The sequence below is a fragment of the Pantoea sp. X-Soil-TKNS-1211 genome (assembly GCF_059730495.1).
Window position 1 is genome coordinate 1,083,059 of record NZ_AP035953.1, and the last position, 15,403, is coordinate 1,098,461.

The window sequence follows — 15,403 nt, forward strand, 5'->3', positions numbered from 1 at the left end:
AGCAATGAATGTTTGTATTTTCCCGCTCTATCGGCGAGCGCACCGGCAATCTGGAAGTCAACCAGTGGCAGTTCAACAATCTGCAGCGCGAGCGTGATGCTTCCGCTCAGTCCATGGCTGACTTCCTTGCCCGCACCCGATTTGGTGAGCATGGCTCACTGGATGCAGTAAACGCTGTGGATGATATCCGCCGCCTTTACCGCGCATACGATACCACCGTTACCCAGCAGTTCGAGCCGAACACCGAGTTCACCCTGCTGAATGACCTGATGCCTCTGTCTCGATCTGTGCGTCTGGAGCAGTCTCGTTACGACTACGCACGCACCGGTGGTCGTGGTTGGGCTCACACATCCATGTCAGGCCAGATTGGTGCTGCGCTGGATGCGAGGACCTACACCTTCGACGGCACCATGGTTCCTATCCATGACTCTGGATTCAAGTTCGAATGGCGTGACCCAATCTTTAATAGCCCATCGGCGCTTCAATCTCAGGGTGATGCGCAGCGTGGTTCTGTTGATGATGTTCGCCGCAAGTATGTGGGCTACATCTTCAACGGCTTCAAAGACAAAGCCGGTAACTGGGCAGTGTTCGATGGCCTGACGTGGAAAGGTCTGCGTGATGATGAACGTGTGATGCAGATTGATTTGGGCGCCACTGGCCTGAATATTGACTTCAGCTCCGCTGCTGTATCTTCTGCTGACATTCGCAACGGCGCGATTGCGCTTCGTGACCAGATGCGCCGGATCAACAACCAGTATGCAGACCAGACCTGGTATGTATCTGGCGACATCATTTCAAACCTCGAACGCTTCTTCTCTGACAACTATCAGAGCGGAACCATCCTGGCTGAGTTGCTGAAGTTGACAGGTATCTCTGCGATCAAAGAAGACAACGAACTGAGTGGCAACGAAATTGTCATCGTTCCGCTGGGTGCTGGTGTTATCGCTCCGATCGTCGGTCAGGCAGTCGGCACCGTTGCTGAGCCGCGCCCTCACTACAACAGTGATTATATCTGGCGCACCTGGGGTGCGATGGGACTGATGGTTAAGCAGGACATCAACAACAAATACTCAGTCATCCACGCCTCAAGCTAAGGAGCAAACATGGCACTGGTAGAAATCACCTCAGGCAGTCTGCATGCCGGTGCCAACCTCCGCAAACTGGAGGTTGGTGAAATTGTGGAAGTTGATGATGCGACAGCTAAGCGCTGGATTGCATCTGGCAAGGCCGCTGAAACCAAAGAGAAGAAAGGCAATAAGCTGACTTCTTTCGAGGTTGCAACGCCTTCATCCGGTGACACGTCGGCATTGCAGGCGAAACTGGATGACGCTAACGCTCAGATTAAAGCCCTGCAGGATGCGGCAGAGGTCAAAGATAAGGAGCACGCTGCTTCTCTGGAATCTGAAGGCAAGCGCGCTGATGCGGCAGAGGCTAAGCTCGCTGAGCTGACCAAAACCGAGCCAACCAAGGATAAGTAATCATGGCAGTGCAGATAACAGCAGCGCAGGTGAAACAGCAGTTATCTGCGCTGGGTTACACCGTGCCCGATTTCATGATTGATGCCTACCTGTGCAAGCTGGACAGTATCAGTCAGTGCCTGGAGGCGGCTGGCTACGATGAGTGTGACATGGTTTTGATTCAGGTATACGCCGTAACCCTCATGGCGGTAACTGCATTCAGCCAGCGCATTAAATCACAGTCAGCGCCTTCAGGGGCGTCCCGGTCTTTCGATTACAGCGGCGATATAAAAACCATGCGGAATACGCTGGCAGCACTGGATAAATCAGGCTGCACTTCATCGTTGCCGATTGATGTTGGCGCGAGCGTAGGTTTCTTCGACGTGGTGGGGGGCTGCTGATGGAATGGAAACCGGCAGATCAGAAACCTAAAGCGTTTGAGCGGGTATGGGTGAAAACGTCTAACGGGCGCGAAACAACCGGGTATATCAACGGCAGTGGAGAATGGGTAATTAACTGTCGCCGTATCGCAGCCGAAAAGCCCACTGTAATCGGCTGGAGGGTATGACATGGCAATTGTGACGGGCAAAAAACTGATAGCGGTATTTTTTGACATCAAATGCAATATTGCGGGCGACCAAGAAAACTTCAGCGGCGAGACCAGCAATCCTTGGGCAATGGAGGCGTTGCTGAGCATCACAAGCGGTAATCCATCCTGCATTTTTATTCCCGTCGGTAACGATCGCTATATCAGCATTAAAACCATTGAGTCGGCACTCATTACAAAAGTGCTTGAGGATTGATATGTCGTCATTAGCCAACTGGTCATACACGGCTCAGGCGACCATCTGGAAGCGCTCCGGCACAACCAATTATTATGGCGATCCGGTGTTTGATGCTCCGATTGTCATCGCCTGTGACTATCAGGGCGGTCTGTCGAAACGCCTGGGTGATATCGGTGCTGAAAAGGTCGTGAAAAACACTATCTGGACCGAGTACGCCTTGGCCGATACCGGCGATTACATCCTGATCGGATCATCAACTGAGACTGACCCGATTGCTGCTGGCGCGGATGAGGTAATGCAATCAATTCAGTACGCTGACACGTTTGATCGCATCTCAGATGACTGGGCCATAATCACTGGAGTGTAGCCATGGGCATCAAAATACGCGGCGTCGAGCAAGCCAAGCGAAACCTTGATGCGGTCATCGATGACATTCAGGGGCGGAAGGCTTTGCGTGCCATCCAGAGTGTGCTGATCATCGGCTCATCTCAGGCTGCGCTTTACACGCCAATCGACACATCGACGTTACTTAATAGCCAGTATCGTGAGGTAACAGCGAGCGGTACGCGCATCGTTGGGCGTGTCGGTTATTCGGCCAACTATGCCGTCTACGTCCACGACCCCAACATCCCGCAAAACTTCAGGCGCTCAACCGCTCAGAAAGAGTTTCTGACTAAGGGCTTCGAAGATTCGCGTGATGCCATCAGTGCGGCGATCAAGAAGGAGATGGCGCTTTGAACCCTCCAATGCACACGCGGGTGCGCAATTACCTTGTGGATGCAGGCCTGACAGACGGGTTTAAAACGCAGTTGCTTGTCTGGAATGACACCGGAACAGCATCAGATAAATTCATGGTGTTTCGCCCCAATGGTGGTAGCGCGGTGCGCAACCAACTTGGTGCTGAATATTACGTCCTGCTGGATGTGGTCGGCGCCAAGGGGGGTAACGGTGTGGTGGATGAAGTGGTTCAGTCCATCATCTCCTACGTCCAGCAAAACCCAATGTCTGATAACTGCGTTGGTTATCTGCAAAACCTCGGCGGCATCCCGGCCCCCGTTCTTACAACCGAAGGCCGCCTGGTCTATCGGCTTCAGTTCGTCGCCACCTACGGCGATTAGTTAAACGTCAAAGAGGAATTACTCATGGCAAATTGCCAGAACAGCAACGAACGTTTGTTCGGTGGCGCGGTTGTGCTTGAAGTTGCTGACGGATGCAGTGACGTGGTCCCTGTTGAGTCAGAATGGAAGGCGCTGGCGGCAGGCACCAGTAAAACTTTCGACTTCAACCCAAACGCCACAACCAGTGATGCGGATGACGGCGGCGGCTATGTTGAAAGCATCATCACCAATGCCGATTTCACTATCAGCTTTGAAGGTGAAGTGCGTAAAAAGGATAAGCTGGATCAGTATGGTGTTGGCAAATTCATCAAATATTTTGCCACTGAGCTTGCAGCTAAGCGTCAGCCTGGTCTCTGGGTTCGCATGGAATTCGGTCCTGTCACCTTCCAGGGTTATATGGTGATCACCGCGCTCAGTTCAGACGGCGGCACCAATGACATCGTGACATTCTCAACCGAATTCAAGGTTGGTGATGCGTCAACTATTCAGGCTTACGACACGCCTGAAGACGTTCCAGTAACCGGTGTTACCGTCTCACCATCTACCGCATCAGTTGCTGTAGGTGCCACAATTCAGTTAACAGCAACCATCGCGCCTTCTGATGCAACCAACCCGGCAGTAACCTGGTCATCCTCCAACCCGGCGATCGCCACGGTGAATTCTTCCGGCATGGTGGCCGGTGATACGGAGGGATCTGCAACCATCACCGCCACAACCACCGATGGCAGCTTTACCTCTACCTCAGCGATTACCGTTACGGCATGAACGCCCGGCCAAGATCAGATTGGAGTTGATTTTGTTCTTGGTAGCTCTGCCATTTCTTAGTTACATGGGGCGCACTTTTAGTGCGCCGCATATAAGCGCGGGCGAATGAAATGCCGTTTGAAGATGGAAAAATACTCTATGCAAGCCAACTCAATCTGTTAGATACAGGGATCGAGTCGGGCGCATACCGATTAATATCCAATATGCGTGCCGGGCTAAGTGATGTAACCGTTATCTGCAACTCTGATTCCACCGGCATTACCGGTGACTATGACAATGTAACGTATTACAACAAGTGGCTGTATAAGCTGGCAGTCTGGCTGGGTGAGCAGTATCCAACCTACACCGTGCGCTACTACGATGTGGTGCCTTCATTTTACAACGCCGTCCAGATCCTTCAGACAGGAAAGAGCAAAGTTACTGCTGCCACTGTCGCATCAGGAGGTAGCGGCTATGCTACCTCTGACCACATCTATCTCGATGGTGGGGTAACCCTGAATGTGACTGGTGTAACATCCGGCGCAATCACCTCTGTATCCATTTTAGCCCCTGGCGCAGCTGATGCAGGTGGCTTGCCGACCAACCCGGCAGCACAGAGCAGCACCAACGGTTCAGGTACAGGCGCATCCTTCACACTGACGTGGGGCCAGGGGCCAACCCTGTATTTTTATAATGGTGCTCTTGCAGGTACTCAGCCAACTTATCTGATGGGTAACCGTCTCCAGGCTGTATTCAACCCGCGAAGTAACGCCGACTTAATCATTTTCAATCACGGGCACAATACCGATGGAAACGCCAGCGCCAACACGCAGGCAGGTATGGACATGGCCGCTATTTATACCATCCGAGGGTTCCATCCATCAGCGGGTGTAATCATCGTGTCTCAGAACCCTATTCGAGAAACCGACTCAGGCACTAACCGCAGTGTAGGTGCCCGCCAGGCAGGGATAGCATCTGGATTCAGTGTGCTGGATGTACATCAGATGTATCTGGAGGCTGGCAAACCTGAAGAGTGGTACAGGATTGTCCCGGACACACTGGTACGCGATACAGTTCACCCTGGAGCTGTGGGCGACGATAAGATATTTGAGCTGGCGAAGAATCTGTTTAACTGGCCGCTTGTGCCTAAGCATGTCCGTCCCGGCTTACAGTTTGGGCAGAACCTCCTGGTGAATGGAGCCTTCAGCGCCTGGACTGATACAGGGGCAGCACCTGACAGCTGGAGTATGTCCGGTGTGACGCTTGTGCAGAACACCACACCAGGTCTGTTTGAGTCAGGAACATGGAGTGTGCAGGCCACGAGCACAGGCACCTCAGAGGCTTATTTAGAACAGAGCATCCCCGCTGCGCTGGTTCGTCAGCTGGCCGGAAAGGTAGTCACTCTGACCCTCCGCTGCTACGTACCGAGCAGTAACACGTCGAGTACAGCCGCAAGGGTGAGAATCACTGAGATAGATAACTCGACCCCATACGGTATCCCTACTGGTGGGCGTGATGGCTTTATCTGGAAATCTGTGGTGGTGACCATTCCTGCTACAGCAACCACACTCACAATCCGCGTCACGGCTGATACGTCAGTATCTGGAAGCCTTTGTTATCTCGACAGGGTGTGTATGAGCGTGGGTGATGTACCACAGGATTTTTATTCATGACATATCAGAAATGAGTAGAAAAAGTTGGTAAGTATGACACCTCCACTGAAAGAAATTGGCGAGTGCCTTCTCAGCTTCGGTGATGAAGATTTTTTCCTGCGTCCGTCCTTCGCCAATATGTCACGCATTGGCGATCCTGAAGAAATCGTTCAAGCCTTTTACCATCTTCACAGCGACGAAATATCTCCACTTATACAGAGGGCGATAAAAGCCTATGGCGGCGTACCGGTATGGCTTATCAAGCATGTATCCGCGCCGCAATTCTCAAAGCAGGTTATTTATGCGGCAATGAGCGTGATACAGGCGTGTTGTGATACTGATGCATCTGCGCTTATTGGCGAGCTTCGTCCTGGCAAAAGTGGCAGGTGGGCGATGGTCTACAAAAAGGGCGCGCTGCCTGTCCATGAGCAGGTCATCATTGCCAGATCACTCATTGCGCATGGGATCATCGGTAAAGCAAAGGTGCGCAAGTTGCAACGCAATGAGACAGGAGAAAGAACCGCATCCTTTGTCGCATTCGAATATATCAATGCTGCGAGAAGTCATTTCGGGATTAGCAGGGAAGAGGCTGAGAAGCTGACGATGACCGAATTCCAGATGATGATGGCGATGAAGTACCCGGACCAGAAAGGATTCACTCGCGAAGAGTATGACAAGGTGGCTGATGATTACCTGGCTAAGAAGGCGAGGAAATTGGCTAAGGCTGCATAGCCCACTCAGGTGGGCTTTATGATGGTTATTCTTTATTGTTGGGTATCTCGACTAAAAAGCCACCGGCATCCAATGACTTTTCCATTACCTCGTAACCCAACTCCTTTAAACGAGAGAATGTCGGATCTAAAATCGTATAAAAATCATCAACCTCTAGGCCATCAAGCTCAAGATCATCAAGGTCTACGTGGAAAGATGCGTGCCCAATGCGAATCTTCTTATTAATTTCAGTAAAGGTTCTTTGGAACACAATTCCTGCAAGCTCGTACTTGGCTTTATTGATTATTTCCAACGCATCAACAGCAGAAATTTGCTCATCAGCTGATATCTCGCTTAGGAAACTCATGTCTAATCTATGCACGATTTCTGCATTCAAAGAACGCCCGTTAGTCTTTGCTGAATCTTCTACTTTTTCTTTCAATTCAATAGGTAGCCTGATTCTGAATTGAGGGTCTTCACGGCTCATTCTAACTCCAGTGTTAGAAGAAATTAGCAACTTCTAAAATTATGCCCCACGGTGGGGTTGACTTCAATGACGCACGGTGTGACACTTGGTTTGTCTCACGGTGGGGCACCAAAGGAGAAGGTAAGTGGAAAAAGCAAAAGATATGTATCAGCGCAAGATTCGTATCCCTGACGACATTAAGCGCGCAATTGAAAGCAATGGTGAGCGGCAGTGTCGTCAGTTCAACACCGAACTGATTTACCAGTTGAGGAAGGCTTACGGGTTGATAGGGGGTGAGTGCAGTGAGGTATAAAAACAGCGAAGCCCAACGGTGGTCAGACCGTCAGGCTTCATTTACCGAAAATCCCCAGCAAGGAATTAACGATATGAACATTGTAGCGAAAACCGAAATGAACTTCCACGGTATCAACCTGACGCCAGTATCAGATATGTCAGGTATCTGGCTGACGTCTGCGGATGTTGCTAAGGCCCTTCATTACAACAGCACCAAGTCAGTTACCAACCTATTCAACCAGTATAGCGATGAGTTTTCTCCCGGAATGACAATGGTCATTGAATCAGTGACCAATGGTATTAACGGTACTTCTCGCCGTATGAAGGTGAGAGTTTTCTCTCTTCGGGGCGCTCACTTGCTGGCAATGTTTGCCCGTACCCCAGTTGCTAAAGAGTTCCGCCGCTGGGTGCTGGATATTCTGGATCGTGAAGTTGAACACTCGCCGATCGCCAAACAGTTCAGCGACGAAGAGATTGTGCACCTCTGCTACATGCAACTGTGGATGGAGAAAACTCAGCGTATGAGCAAGGCGCTTTACCCGGCCATGAAGGAGTTGGGTTCAAACTTCTCAGGCACGCTTTACGACATGGCTCACGAAACCCGTTACTTCACCGACGAGACGCGCAAGGCTTTGCTTCGTGAGGCTGCACATCTCGACAAAAGCGACCGCGCGGTAAGTAACGCTGAAGGCATGTTCAGGATTTTACGTAATCAGGGAGTTCATTGATGGGCGCATGGGATGGCGCAAAAAGAAAAACCGCCAGGTAGGACTGGCGGTCATCACTAACTAAGCAGAAGGAATCACTTAATGCTTACAGGTAATTTAGCAGTGCAGAGTGAAGTTGTCACTATGTCCAGCCTGGAAATTGCCGCGCTGGTTGGCAGTCGCCACGATAGTGTGAAACGTGCCATCGAAAGATTGGCCGCCGCTGGCGTGATATCCAAGCCACCAATGGTGGATGGGGAGAAATCGGCTAATGGCGTTGTGACGAAAGTTTATGTTTTTGAAGGTGAGAAGGGCAAGCGTGACAGTATTGTTGTGGTGGCGCAACTCTCACCGGAATTCACCGCAAAACTGGTAGATCGCTGGCAGGAGTTGGAGAAACAGATTGCTGCTCCTGCATTCGACCCTATGGCAGCACTTAATGATGCGGAGTTTCTGCGCGGCACGCTGCTTACTTACAGTGAAAAGGTTATCGCCCTTGAGCATAAGGTCGAAGAGATGAAGCCGGATGTTGAAGCGCTTGACCGAATTGCCAAAGCAGATGGGAGTATGTGCATCACCAACGCCGCCAAGCATCTTCAGGTTCAGCCAAAGTTTCTTTTTAAAATGATGTCGGAAAATCACTGGATTTATCGGCGCGCTGGCGGGAAAGCGTGGCTGGCATATCAGGATCGTATTCAGTCCGGCTTTCTTGAGCACAAGGTAACTACGGTTGAGCGGTCAGACGGCAGCGAGAAAGTGGTTGAGCAAGTGCTCGTTACAGCCAAGGGCCTGACTAAGCTTTCTAAAATGCTTGGTATCAGCGGTGTAGCTGCTTAATCGGCTGACATTTCAGCCAATCAGCCGAAATCCCGGCCAATCTATCAACCCGCTTAACTGCGGGTTTCTTGCTTCCCTTTGCATTACTTTCCCTTTAGGATTTGTCAGAACATTACTTTTGGGGATAGGGATATGAAGAAAATAGTTTTATTAACTGTAATGTTGGCATGTTGCATGCCATTGCATGCCAGAGAGCTTACTTCAGATGAAATTAAAGCAGTTGAGTCAACGGTTAAGGACAGCCTAAAGGATCCATACTCTGCAAAGTTTGAGCATGGAGATTTCCCCGAGACGGATAAGAACAGCCTTTATTGCGGATTAGTCAATGCGAAAAATTCATATGGGGCATACACTGGTAACCAGTTATTTTCAGTTATGTTGGCAAAAAATAAGCATGGTGAAACGAAGGCAATTTCTACAGATAAAAATTTTTCCGACGACAAACCACTAGATCAGGAAATAATCGCCGCATCATGCTCTGGTGCTGGGTATCCAGTAAAAGTAAAAAGATATTTAGTGAAAAATGTAAATAAGGTTAGGCACGAAAAGGGCTTACCTGATATACCAAAATCGCTAATCATCAAATGAAAAACATAGACCTCGCTTCGGCGGGGTTTTTTTATTCCCGGAGATAAGTATGTCAGAAAAGGTTGGTCAGATTTATTACGACGTTGAACTGGAGACTGCCCAACTCCTGACTGGTGCCAATGAGGTTAAATCTGCGTTGTCTGACATGACCGGGAGCGCTAAGAACACCGGGAAAGCGGTTGATAATCTTGGTAAAGAGGCAAAATCTACAGCTTCTAATCTGGACCAGATCACCAGTCATGCAAAATCAATGGATGGTAGCCTCCAGTCGCTGAATACCACCTTTTCTGCTGTAGCTACAGCCATCAGCCAGGCCAACACAAACTCTCTTGCCGCCAGCATGACGCTGACACAGATGAATGCCGCCATGCAGACACTGATTTCATCGGTGAACTCTATGGCGAGCGCGATGAAAGAATCATCCAGCAGCACGGCGGCGGCATCAAGGGAGTATTCACGCGCCGAATCTATCATCGAGGGATTGGGCAACCAGATAGCCATTCTGGAAGAGGCCAGCGAGAATGGGGCGCGTAGCGCGGCTGTCTTGGCTGCACAGTTGCGGGCCGGTTCTGCTGCTACTGATGAGGAGAAGCAGAAGATAGGTCAACTGACAGGCCAGCTTTTCGACATGAAAAACAGTGTCGATCAGGGCACCAAAAGCCATGGGGCGTGGCGTCAGCAAATGCAGCAAGCCGGTTACCAGGTGCAGGACTTCATTGTCCAGGTCCAGGGCGGTCAGTCTGCACTGGTGGCATTCAGCCAGCAGGGATCTCAGCTGGCCGGTGCATTCGGTCCGAGCGGTGCCATTATCGGCGCGATAATCGCGTTGGGATCCGTGCTGGTAGGAACTCTGGTTAAGTCGCTGGGTAATGCCGAAGATAAAATGAAAAATTTGGCGGCTGCCACAAACGCGTTGGACCAAGTAATTTCTATTTCTCAGGGGGGAGTCGCAGCGCTTTCTGATAAATATGCATTATTGGCTCGGACGAATGCAGAAGCGGCAACAATATTAAGAAATCAGGCCGTTTTAGAATATAAACAGGCTGTGTCTGAACTCCCAGGTGCAATGAGCGATGCCGCAAAATCTATTGTGTCATTTGGTGATGCGTTAATTAGTGGAATCGGGGGAGGTTATGCATCTCTTGAAACTTTTTCATCAGCATTAAAAACATTGAAAATTGACACCTCAAATTATGAATCAGCGTTAAAGCAGGCTGATAATGCCGGAAGTGGGTTTTCAGCAACAATTAACAGCATGACTAACACAGTAGGAGCAATATCCAGCAAATTCGATATCTCTCAGCAACAGGCGTTTGAATTAGCGAGAGGATTAGATAGTGTTGCCGAAACCAAATCACCGGAAGCCTTAAGGGATTTGATTTCAAGAGTCCAAACATTTACCTCCACAACACCTGAGGGAACTAAAGCGCTATTAGCGTTTGTTAAGGGCTTGGTTTCACTATCATCACAAGCGTCGATAGCAGAAGGTCAGTTGAAATCCTTGCAGGCTGAAAGGGATAATTTTACTCAGGGGCAGAAGAACCTGATACAGCAGTCAGAACGGGACTTGGAGCTTTCGCAGAAGCAGGGTGCTGCTCGTGCCAGATTACAGGCACTTTACAAGGCCAGGGATGCAGGATTTTCTGATGACAGCCCCCAAGCTCTTCAGATGCAAAATGAGGCCGAACAGACATATAACAATGTCCAGGCTCAGCAGCAGCTGAAAAAGAGTGGATCGCAGCTGGCTAACCAGCAGGAAAGCGTTGCACAAAAGCTGGCAAACCTGAAACAGCAGTCTGAGCTGGCGGCTGGTTCAACTCAGGATTTAAGCAAGGAGCAAGCCATGCTCCGTGCGGAGCAATCATTAGGTAAAGGGGCTACTGCCGATCAGATCCAGCAGGCAAGAAGCTATGCTGCGGCGATATGGGATACGGCGGCGGCAATAAAGGCGCGAAACGCGATCCCTGAACTTAAAGAGAATGCAGACTATACCGCGCAGAAATCTCAACTGGACATGTTGAAAGATGCTAAGGATGCGCAAGGAAACCTGCTTATATCTCAACAGCAATACAATTCGGCATCTGAGGCGCTGGAGCAAGAGCACCAGGTCAATTTAGCCAAGATCCGGGCAGAGCAAAATTCCGGTGTTTCACCTTTACAGGATGCCCAAGGCGCAATTGATCCCGTCCAGCAACTTGCAAATGAGAACGCCCGTAAACTGGCTCTCATCCAGCAATTCGAAACTGAAAAGGGCGTGCTGACGCAGAATGGGCTGGCGCTTATGAATGCTGCCAACACTGAGTATGAGCAGGCGCGGATCGCCGCTCAGTGGCAGATTTACAAAGCGCAAAGTGATTCAAACGCATTATTGGGAACAGCCATTGAGTCTTTGGGTGGCGGAGCCACTAACGCTATCACCGGGCTTCTGAATGGTACTCAAAGCCTTTCGGAAGCATTCGCCAACCTTGGTACATCTGTCCTCAATGGCCTGGTAAGCAGTCTGGTCGAGATGGGTGTGCGATGGGTTGAATCGGCTGTCATGGGCCAGGCCGCGCAGACCACTGCGATCGCCAGTAACCAGGCAACCGCCGCAACCGCCCTGACAGCATCAGTTTTTGCCGGGTCAGCCGCAGCAGCTGAACTGCTGGCAGCATGGTCACCTGCTGCAATGGCGGCATCTGTAGCAACATCTGGAGGAGCTGCGGCAGCGGGCATGACGGGCTTCACAACGGCAATGACAACTGCCCAGGCAATGTCACTCACTGGTGCTCGCGAACACGGCGGCACAGTCAGCGCCAACAGCATGTATAAGGTGGGCGAGGGCGGTAAGCCTGAAATCTTCAAGGCCAGCAATGGTAGCCAGTACATGATCCCCGGTGATAACGGCTCGGTGATAAGCAATAGGGACATAGGCGGGTCGGGGGGTGGTAGTTCTTTCAATCCAACAATGAACTTAACCCTAAACACGACAGGTGGAATTGATAGCGACACCGTCAAGCAACTAAGGCAAGCATGGTCCACTGACATGTTGAAGATGATGAAAGACCAGCAACGGCCTGGTGGCGTCCTTCGTAAATAGCAGGTAATCCAATGCCAGAAACTTTCACATGGTCACCGCAGAAGGCTTACACCGTCTCGAGGCAACCGAACGTATCCGTTGTGTCTCTCGGAGATGGCTATGAACAGCGTCAGACCAAAGGCATCAATCCGCTGATGGACAGCTACTCGCTTAAATTCGTGGGTTATGACGATACAAAGTGCTCCCGGCCTAATGTGGCAAAAGAAGCCGAAGCCTTTATTAAAGCACGGATGGCGGTAGATTCATTTTACTGGACGCCTTCAGACACTGGAGTCCAGGCGCTTTTTGTGTGCCGATCCTGGTCGATGACTAAAACCGGCAATTATTACGAGTTAACAGCGACGTTTGAGCAAGTACCCAGATAACTCAGGAGAGAAGATCATGACTTTAGAAAAGCGTGTAGCAGACTTAGAGAAGGCGGTAGCCAACCTGACCTTGTCCAACGACAAAGCAGAAGAGCTATCAAAGATGATGCGCGATGTTGCGGAAGAAGCGATTAAGAATGCTTGCCGCCCGGGTGGAGTGTTGTACAAACTCGGTGAAGAGGCGGCCAAAAGTAATTTGACCGCATTTGAAATTGAGCCTGGCTCTGTGCATATCAGCCCAGCGCGAATCAGTGCTTCTGAGTTGGCGTGACTTCAACTGAGTCTAGTATTTTCAGTAGTGCTGTTTGCGCGTGTTTGTGGGCATCTGCCATTTGTTCGCTACTGCTTGTAGACTTGATGAAATCAGCAACAGCTTTCTTATTATCAGTCGATACCACGAATGCGCTGAATGCTTGGGCCAAAAGCTCAGTGAGTGCATAATTTTTGCGAGCTGTGTCATTCATCGCTGCTAAGATATCTTCAAGTTTTAATTGATTAGCCATTTTATTCCTTATCCAGAGGTAATCAGCCATCCCCCATTGCTGTTACGCCCATGCCCCAAACATGGACGGGCTGAATACTCAACATATCCTTATCAGTAAATCAGCAACATCCTGATATTCGATCAGTAATTAATCACTGGCTGCCGTATGGCGGCCTTTTTTATGGGTGCAACATGCGAGACATACCAGCAGAACTAATTATCGAAAGCGTTGATGCCGGTGTTGGCGCGATGCTCGATCTGTTCGAGCTTGACCTTCAGGCATTTGGCGGCGATGTGATCCGCTTCCACTCTGGTACAAACGGTTATTACAACAATGTGATATGGAAGGGGAATGCTTATTCAGCCTATCCGATTGCTGTAGAGGGGTTCGAAACCAAATCCGAGGGAACCTATGCCCGTCCTACGATGGCTGTCGCCAACTTGGACGGTCTGATTACCGGGATCAACAGTGATTTTAATGATGCAAGCGGAGCAATACTGACCCGCCGGCAGGTGCTGGTAAAACATCTTGATGCGGTAAACTTTCCGAACGGGAATCCTGATGCAGATACCACGATGGAGGCAGTGTCCCGTTATACCGTGGAGGAAATGTCTGAAGAGACACCCGAGCAGGTCACTTATAACCTTTCCACACCGGTAGACCAGGACAACGCGGTGATCCCCGGTCGGACCATTCTTGCTGATGTATGCCAGTGGCTTTATCGGGGTGACGGTTGCGGCTATAGCGGTGGTGCAGTGGCTGATGAGTTCGATCAGCCCACATCGGATACAACGAAAGACCGGTGTTCAAAACACCTCAGCGGTTGCCGTCTTCGTTTTCCCGCGCCAGCGGTTAAACCCTACGGGGGATATCCGGGCGCGAGTAAAGTATCATGACGCTGGAAGATGAATGCCTTCTCTACGCTGCTTCTTCCGATGATGAGGTGTGCGGCCTGATCCTCAATAAGGCGCGCCTTATCCGCTGTGAGAATGTCCACCCACAGCCATCCCAGCATTTCAGGATAAGCGATGAGGACTGGATAAGCGCTGAGGCAGCGGGAGAAATCACCGCCGTTTTTCATTCTCACCCGAAACCAAAACCTGTGCTGTCACCGGCTGACCGCACTGCACAGATTGTCACTGATATTGACTGGTGGCTGGCCAGCGCCGAATTGCTGCGCAAAATCCGTCCCGTTCCGCATCTGCTGGGCCGCCGGTTCGTTCATGGCATCACGGACTGCTATACGCTGTTTCGGGATGCCTATCACCTCTGTGGCATCGATTTGCCTGATTTTGAGCGCACGAACGGATGGTGGCTGCGCGGCGAAAATCTGTATTTAAAAAACATGGCAGCCAACGGATTTTATGAAGTTGACGCTGAAGATATCCAGCCCGGTGATGTCATTATCCGGCGCGCATTTCCCGAAGCGGACCCATGCCACGCCATGATATGGCTGGGGAATAACACCATTCTCCATCATGAGGTTTATGGGCGGCTGAGTCGCCGGGAGCAGTTGCGCCCCATTTACGTACCGCTGATCCATTCCATCTGGAGGCATGAACAATGCTCATCTTTAGATTTGCGGGGAATCTACGACGACATTTCCGCCAGATCGCTTTAAATGTTGATACCCCTTCTCAGGGGCTGCGCCTGCTGCTGGCTCAATGCCCCGCATTCAAACGTGATTTTTATAAAACCCGTCTGCGTATCCGCATCGATGGCGGTAATGTGTCCAGCGACAGCCTGGCATTTCATATGGACCGGCATCTGAAAGACGGTGCAGCGGTACTGTTTGTGCCGGTAGTTGAAGGGGCAATTACGGCTGCGGCTGCGGCCTGGATTATGGTGGCAGTCACGGTCGCTTCGGTTGCCTACTCGCTTTATATGACATCCACGCTGAAAACCGCCAGTTCATCGGAAAACGATTCGAACAGCATCACCAACAATTCATTTACCAGTGCCGAAAACCGGGTAGGTCAGGGGAGTCCGGTTCCGATTCTGCTGGGCGAGATGGTTATCGGATCGAATGTTGCCAGTCTCGGCATTGATACCAGCAACAATGAAGACTGGGATATCTCAATCGGCTGATAGCCAACAAATCATTCTTTTTCAGGG

General features: G+C 50.6%; 22 protein-coding genes. 20 read left to right on the plus strand and 2 right to left on the minus strand.

Annotation, left to right across the window (positions count from 1 at the left end; all coding sequences use genetic code 11):
• Positions 1–8 precede the first annotated feature (8 nt).
• The 10 genes from AC6I8W_RS05020 (at position 9) to AC6I8W_RS05065 (ending at position 6,488) form a co-directional block, all read left to right on the plus strand.
• Positions 9–1,094 (plus strand): major capsid protein, encoded by a 1,086-nt coding sequence (locus tag AC6I8W_RS05020; RefSeq protein ID WP_497837233.1) that lies wholly within the window; start codon positions 9–11, stop codon positions 1,092–1,094.
• Between the two features lie 9 nt (positions 1,095–1,103).
• Complete coding sequence (locus AC6I8W_RS05025; RefSeq protein ID WP_497837234.1) at positions 1,104–1,478, plus strand: hypothetical protein; 375 nt, start codon at positions 1,104–1,106, stop codon at positions 1,476–1,478.
• Between the two features lie 2 nt (positions 1,479–1,480).
• A complete protein-coding gene (locus AC6I8W_RS05030; protein ID WP_497837235.1) occupies positions 1,481–1,858 on the plus strand; it encodes a DUF7370 family protein in 378 nt (125 codons plus the stop codon).
• A gap of 168 nt (positions 1,859–2,026) precedes the next feature.
• A complete protein-coding gene (locus AC6I8W_RS05035; protein WP_497837236.1) occupies positions 2,027–2,260 on the plus strand; it encodes a hypothetical protein in 234 nt (77 codons plus the stop codon).
• A gap of 1 nt (position 2,261) precedes the next feature.
• Positions 2,262–2,609 carry an uL10 family ribosomal protein gene (locus AC6I8W_RS05040; RefSeq protein WP_497837237.1) on the plus strand — a complete coding sequence of 116 codons (348 nt, stop codon included), beginning with the start codon at positions 2,262–2,264 and terminating at the stop codon, positions 2,607–2,609.
• 2 nt (positions 2,610–2,611) lie between these two features.
• Entirely contained in the window at positions 2,612–2,980 is a 369-nt protein-coding gene (locus tag AC6I8W_RS05045; RefSeq protein ID WP_497837238.1) for an HK97 gp10 family phage protein, read from the plus strand.
• Complete coding sequence (locus AC6I8W_RS05050) at positions 2,977–3,360, plus strand: phage tail termination protein (RefSeq protein ID WP_497837239.1); 384 nt, start codon at positions 2,977–2,979, stop codon at positions 3,358–3,360. Before AC6I8W_RS05045 ends, AC6I8W_RS05050 begins: the two co-directional genes overlap by 4 nt.
• 24 nt (positions 3,361–3,384) lie before the next feature.
• Complete coding sequence (locus AC6I8W_RS05055) at positions 3,385–4,125, plus strand: phage tail tube protein (protein WP_497837240.1); 741 nt, start codon at positions 3,385–3,387, stop codon at positions 4,123–4,125.
• 110 nt (positions 4,126–4,235) lie between these two features.
• On the plus strand, positions 4,236–5,777 hold the full coding sequence (locus AC6I8W_RS05060; protein ID WP_497837241.1) for an SGNH/GDSL hydrolase family protein: 1,542 nt from the start codon (positions 4,236–4,238) through the stop codon (positions 5,775–5,777).
• Positions 5,778–5,810: 33 nt separating this feature from the next.
• Complete coding sequence (locus AC6I8W_RS05065; protein WP_497837242.1) at positions 5,811–6,488, plus strand: DUF6246 family protein; 678 nt, start codon at positions 5,811–5,813, stop codon at positions 6,486–6,488.
• Positions 6,489–6,513: 25 nt separating this feature from the next.
• On the opposite strand, the gene AC6I8W_RS05070 is transcribed toward AC6I8W_RS05065, so the two are convergent.
• Positions 6,514–6,954, minus strand: coding sequence for an Arc family DNA-binding protein (locus AC6I8W_RS05070; RefSeq protein WP_497837243.1), 441 nt, complete (start codon positions 6,952–6,954; stop codon positions 6,514–6,516).
• A gap of 124 nt (positions 6,955–7,078) precedes the next feature.
• Here AC6I8W_RS05070 and AC6I8W_RS05075 point away from each other — a divergent pair, with 124 nt between their 5' ends.
• From AC6I8W_RS05075 to AC6I8W_RS05105, 7 genes are all read left to right on the plus strand, one after another.
• Positions 7,079–7,246 carry an Arc family DNA binding domain-containing protein gene (locus tag AC6I8W_RS05075; protein WP_497837244.1) on the plus strand — a complete coding sequence of 56 codons (168 nt, stop codon included), beginning with the start codon at positions 7,079–7,081 and terminating at the stop codon, positions 7,244–7,246.
• Positions 7,247–7,319: 73 nt separating this feature from the next.
• Positions 7,320–7,955, plus strand: coding sequence for a P22AR C-terminal domain-containing protein (locus AC6I8W_RS05080; protein WP_497837245.1), 636 nt, complete (start codon positions 7,320–7,322; stop codon positions 7,953–7,955).
• 81 nt (positions 7,956–8,036) lie between these two features.
• Positions 8,037–8,771 carry a phage antirepressor KilAC domain-containing protein gene (locus tag AC6I8W_RS05085; RefSeq protein ID WP_497837246.1) on the plus strand — a complete coding sequence of 245 codons (735 nt, stop codon included), beginning with the start codon at positions 8,037–8,039 and terminating at the stop codon, positions 8,769–8,771.
• A gap of 132 nt (positions 8,772–8,903) precedes the next feature.
• Positions 8,904–9,359, plus strand: coding sequence for a hypothetical protein (locus AC6I8W_RS05090; RefSeq protein ID WP_497837247.1), 456 nt, complete (start codon positions 8,904–8,906; stop codon positions 9,357–9,359).
• Between the two features lie 49 nt (positions 9,360–9,408).
• Complete coding sequence (locus AC6I8W_RS05095; RefSeq protein WP_497837248.1) at positions 9,409–12,438, plus strand: tail protein (tape measure); 3,030 nt, start codon at positions 9,409–9,411, stop codon at positions 12,436–12,438.
• A gap of 11 nt (positions 12,439–12,449) precedes the next feature.
• Positions 12,450–12,803 carry a phage tail protein gene (locus AC6I8W_RS05100; protein WP_497837249.1) on the plus strand — a complete coding sequence of 118 codons (354 nt, stop codon included), beginning with the start codon at positions 12,450–12,452 and terminating at the stop codon, positions 12,801–12,803.
• Between the two features lie 16 nt (positions 12,804–12,819).
• Entirely contained in the window at positions 12,820–13,074 is a 255-nt protein-coding gene (locus tag AC6I8W_RS05105) for a hypothetical protein (RefSeq protein ID WP_497837250.1), read from the plus strand.
• Here AC6I8W_RS05105 and AC6I8W_RS05110 read toward each other — a convergent pair.
• A complete protein-coding gene (locus AC6I8W_RS05110) occupies positions 13,052–13,306 on the minus strand; it encodes a hypothetical protein (RefSeq protein WP_497837251.1) in 255 nt (84 codons plus the stop codon). The genes AC6I8W_RS05105 and AC6I8W_RS05110 overlap by 23 nt on opposite strands.
• Positions 13,307–13,479: 173 nt before the next feature.
• On the opposite strand from AC6I8W_RS05110, the gene AC6I8W_RS05115 reads away from it, so the two are divergent.
• From AC6I8W_RS05115 to AC6I8W_RS05125, 3 genes are read left to right on the plus strand one after another with little or no spacing between them, the layout of a single operon-like run.
• On the plus strand, positions 13,480–14,184 hold the full coding sequence (locus AC6I8W_RS05115; RefSeq protein WP_497837252.1) for a phage minor tail protein L: 705 nt from the start codon (positions 13,480–13,482) through the stop codon (positions 14,182–14,184).
• Positions 14,181–14,909: a C40 family peptidase gene (locus AC6I8W_RS05120; protein WP_497837253.1), complete on the plus strand. Its 729-nt coding sequence runs from the start codon at positions 14,181–14,183 to the stop codon at positions 14,907–14,909. The genes AC6I8W_RS05115 and AC6I8W_RS05120 overlap by 4 nt, the downstream gene beginning before the upstream one ends.
• Positions 14,852–15,376, plus strand: a complete 525-nt coding sequence (locus AC6I8W_RS05125) for a tail assembly protein (RefSeq protein ID WP_497837254.1) — start codon at positions 14,852–14,854, stop codon at positions 15,374–15,376. Before AC6I8W_RS05120 ends, AC6I8W_RS05125 begins: the two co-directional genes overlap by 58 nt.
• The last annotated feature ends 27 nt before the right edge of the window (positions 15,377–15,403 follow it).

Excerpts from the sequence above, each read along its gene's own strand:
- AC6I8W_RS05070 (WP_497837243.1), bottom strand. The coding sequence starts at position 6,954 with ATGAGCCGTGAAGACCCTCAATTCAGAATCAGGCTACCTATTGAATTG.
- AC6I8W_RS05055 (WP_497837240.1), top strand. The coding sequence starts at position 3,385 with ATGGCAAATTGCCAGAACAGCAACGAACGTTTGTTCGGTGGCGCGGTT.
- AC6I8W_RS05105 (WP_497837250.1), top strand. The coding sequence starts at position 12,820 with ATGACTTTAGAAAAGCGTGTAGCAGACTTAGAGAAGGCGGTAGCCAAC.
- AC6I8W_RS05090 (WP_497837247.1), top strand. The coding sequence starts at position 8,904 with ATGAAGAAAATAGTTTTATTAACTGTAATGTTGGCATGTTGCATGCCA.
- AC6I8W_RS05060 (WP_497837241.1), top strand. The coding sequence starts at position 4,236 with ATGCCGTTTGAAGATGGAAAAATACTCTATGCAAGCCAACTCAATCTG.
- AC6I8W_RS05080 (WP_497837245.1), top strand. The coding sequence starts at position 7,320 with ATGAACATTGTAGCGAAAACCGAAATGAACTTCCACGGTATCAACCTG.
- AC6I8W_RS05125 (WP_497837254.1), top strand. The coding sequence starts at position 14,852 with ATGCTCATCTTTAGATTTGCGGGGAATCTACGACGACATTTCCGCCAG.
- AC6I8W_RS05120 (WP_497837253.1), top strand. The coding sequence starts at position 14,181 with ATGACGCTGGAAGATGAATGCCTTCTCTACGCTGCTTCTTCCGATGAT.
- AC6I8W_RS05085 (WP_497837246.1), top strand. The coding sequence starts at position 8,037 with ATGCTTACAGGTAATTTAGCAGTGCAGAGTGAAGTTGTCACTATGTCC.
- AC6I8W_RS05115 (WP_497837252.1), top strand. The coding sequence starts at position 13,480 with ATGCGAGACATACCAGCAGAACTAATTATCGAAAGCGTTGATGCCGGT.
- AC6I8W_RS05040 (WP_497837237.1), top strand. The coding sequence starts at position 2,262 with ATGTCGTCATTAGCCAACTGGTCATACACGGCTCAGGCGACCATCTGG.
- AC6I8W_RS05045 (WP_497837238.1), top strand. The coding sequence starts at position 2,612 with ATGGGCATCAAAATACGCGGCGTCGAGCAAGCCAAGCGAAACCTTGAT.
- AC6I8W_RS05020 (WP_497837233.1), top strand. The coding sequence starts at position 9 with ATGTTTGTATTTTCCCGCTCTATCGGCGAGCGCACCGGCAATCTGGAA.
- AC6I8W_RS05110 (WP_497837251.1), bottom strand. The coding sequence starts at position 13,306 with ATGGCTAATCAATTAAAACTTGAAGATATCTTAGCAGCGATGAATGAC.
- AC6I8W_RS05025 (WP_497837234.1), top strand. The coding sequence starts at position 1,104 with ATGGCACTGGTAGAAATCACCTCAGGCAGTCTGCATGCCGGTGCCAAC.
- AC6I8W_RS05035 (WP_497837236.1), top strand. The coding sequence starts at position 2,027 with ATGGCAATTGTGACGGGCAAAAAACTGATAGCGGTATTTTTTGACATC.
- AC6I8W_RS05065 (WP_497837242.1), top strand. The coding sequence starts at position 5,811 with ATGACACCTCCACTGAAAGAAATTGGCGAGTGCCTTCTCAGCTTCGGT.
- AC6I8W_RS05095 (WP_497837248.1), top strand. The coding sequence starts at position 9,409 with ATGTCAGAAAAGGTTGGTCAGATTTATTACGACGTTGAACTGGAGACT.
- AC6I8W_RS05100 (WP_497837249.1), top strand. The coding sequence starts at position 12,450 with ATGCCAGAAACTTTCACATGGTCACCGCAGAAGGCTTACACCGTCTCG.
- AC6I8W_RS05030 (WP_497837235.1), top strand. The coding sequence starts at position 1,481 with ATGGCAGTGCAGATAACAGCAGCGCAGGTGAAACAGCAGTTATCTGCG.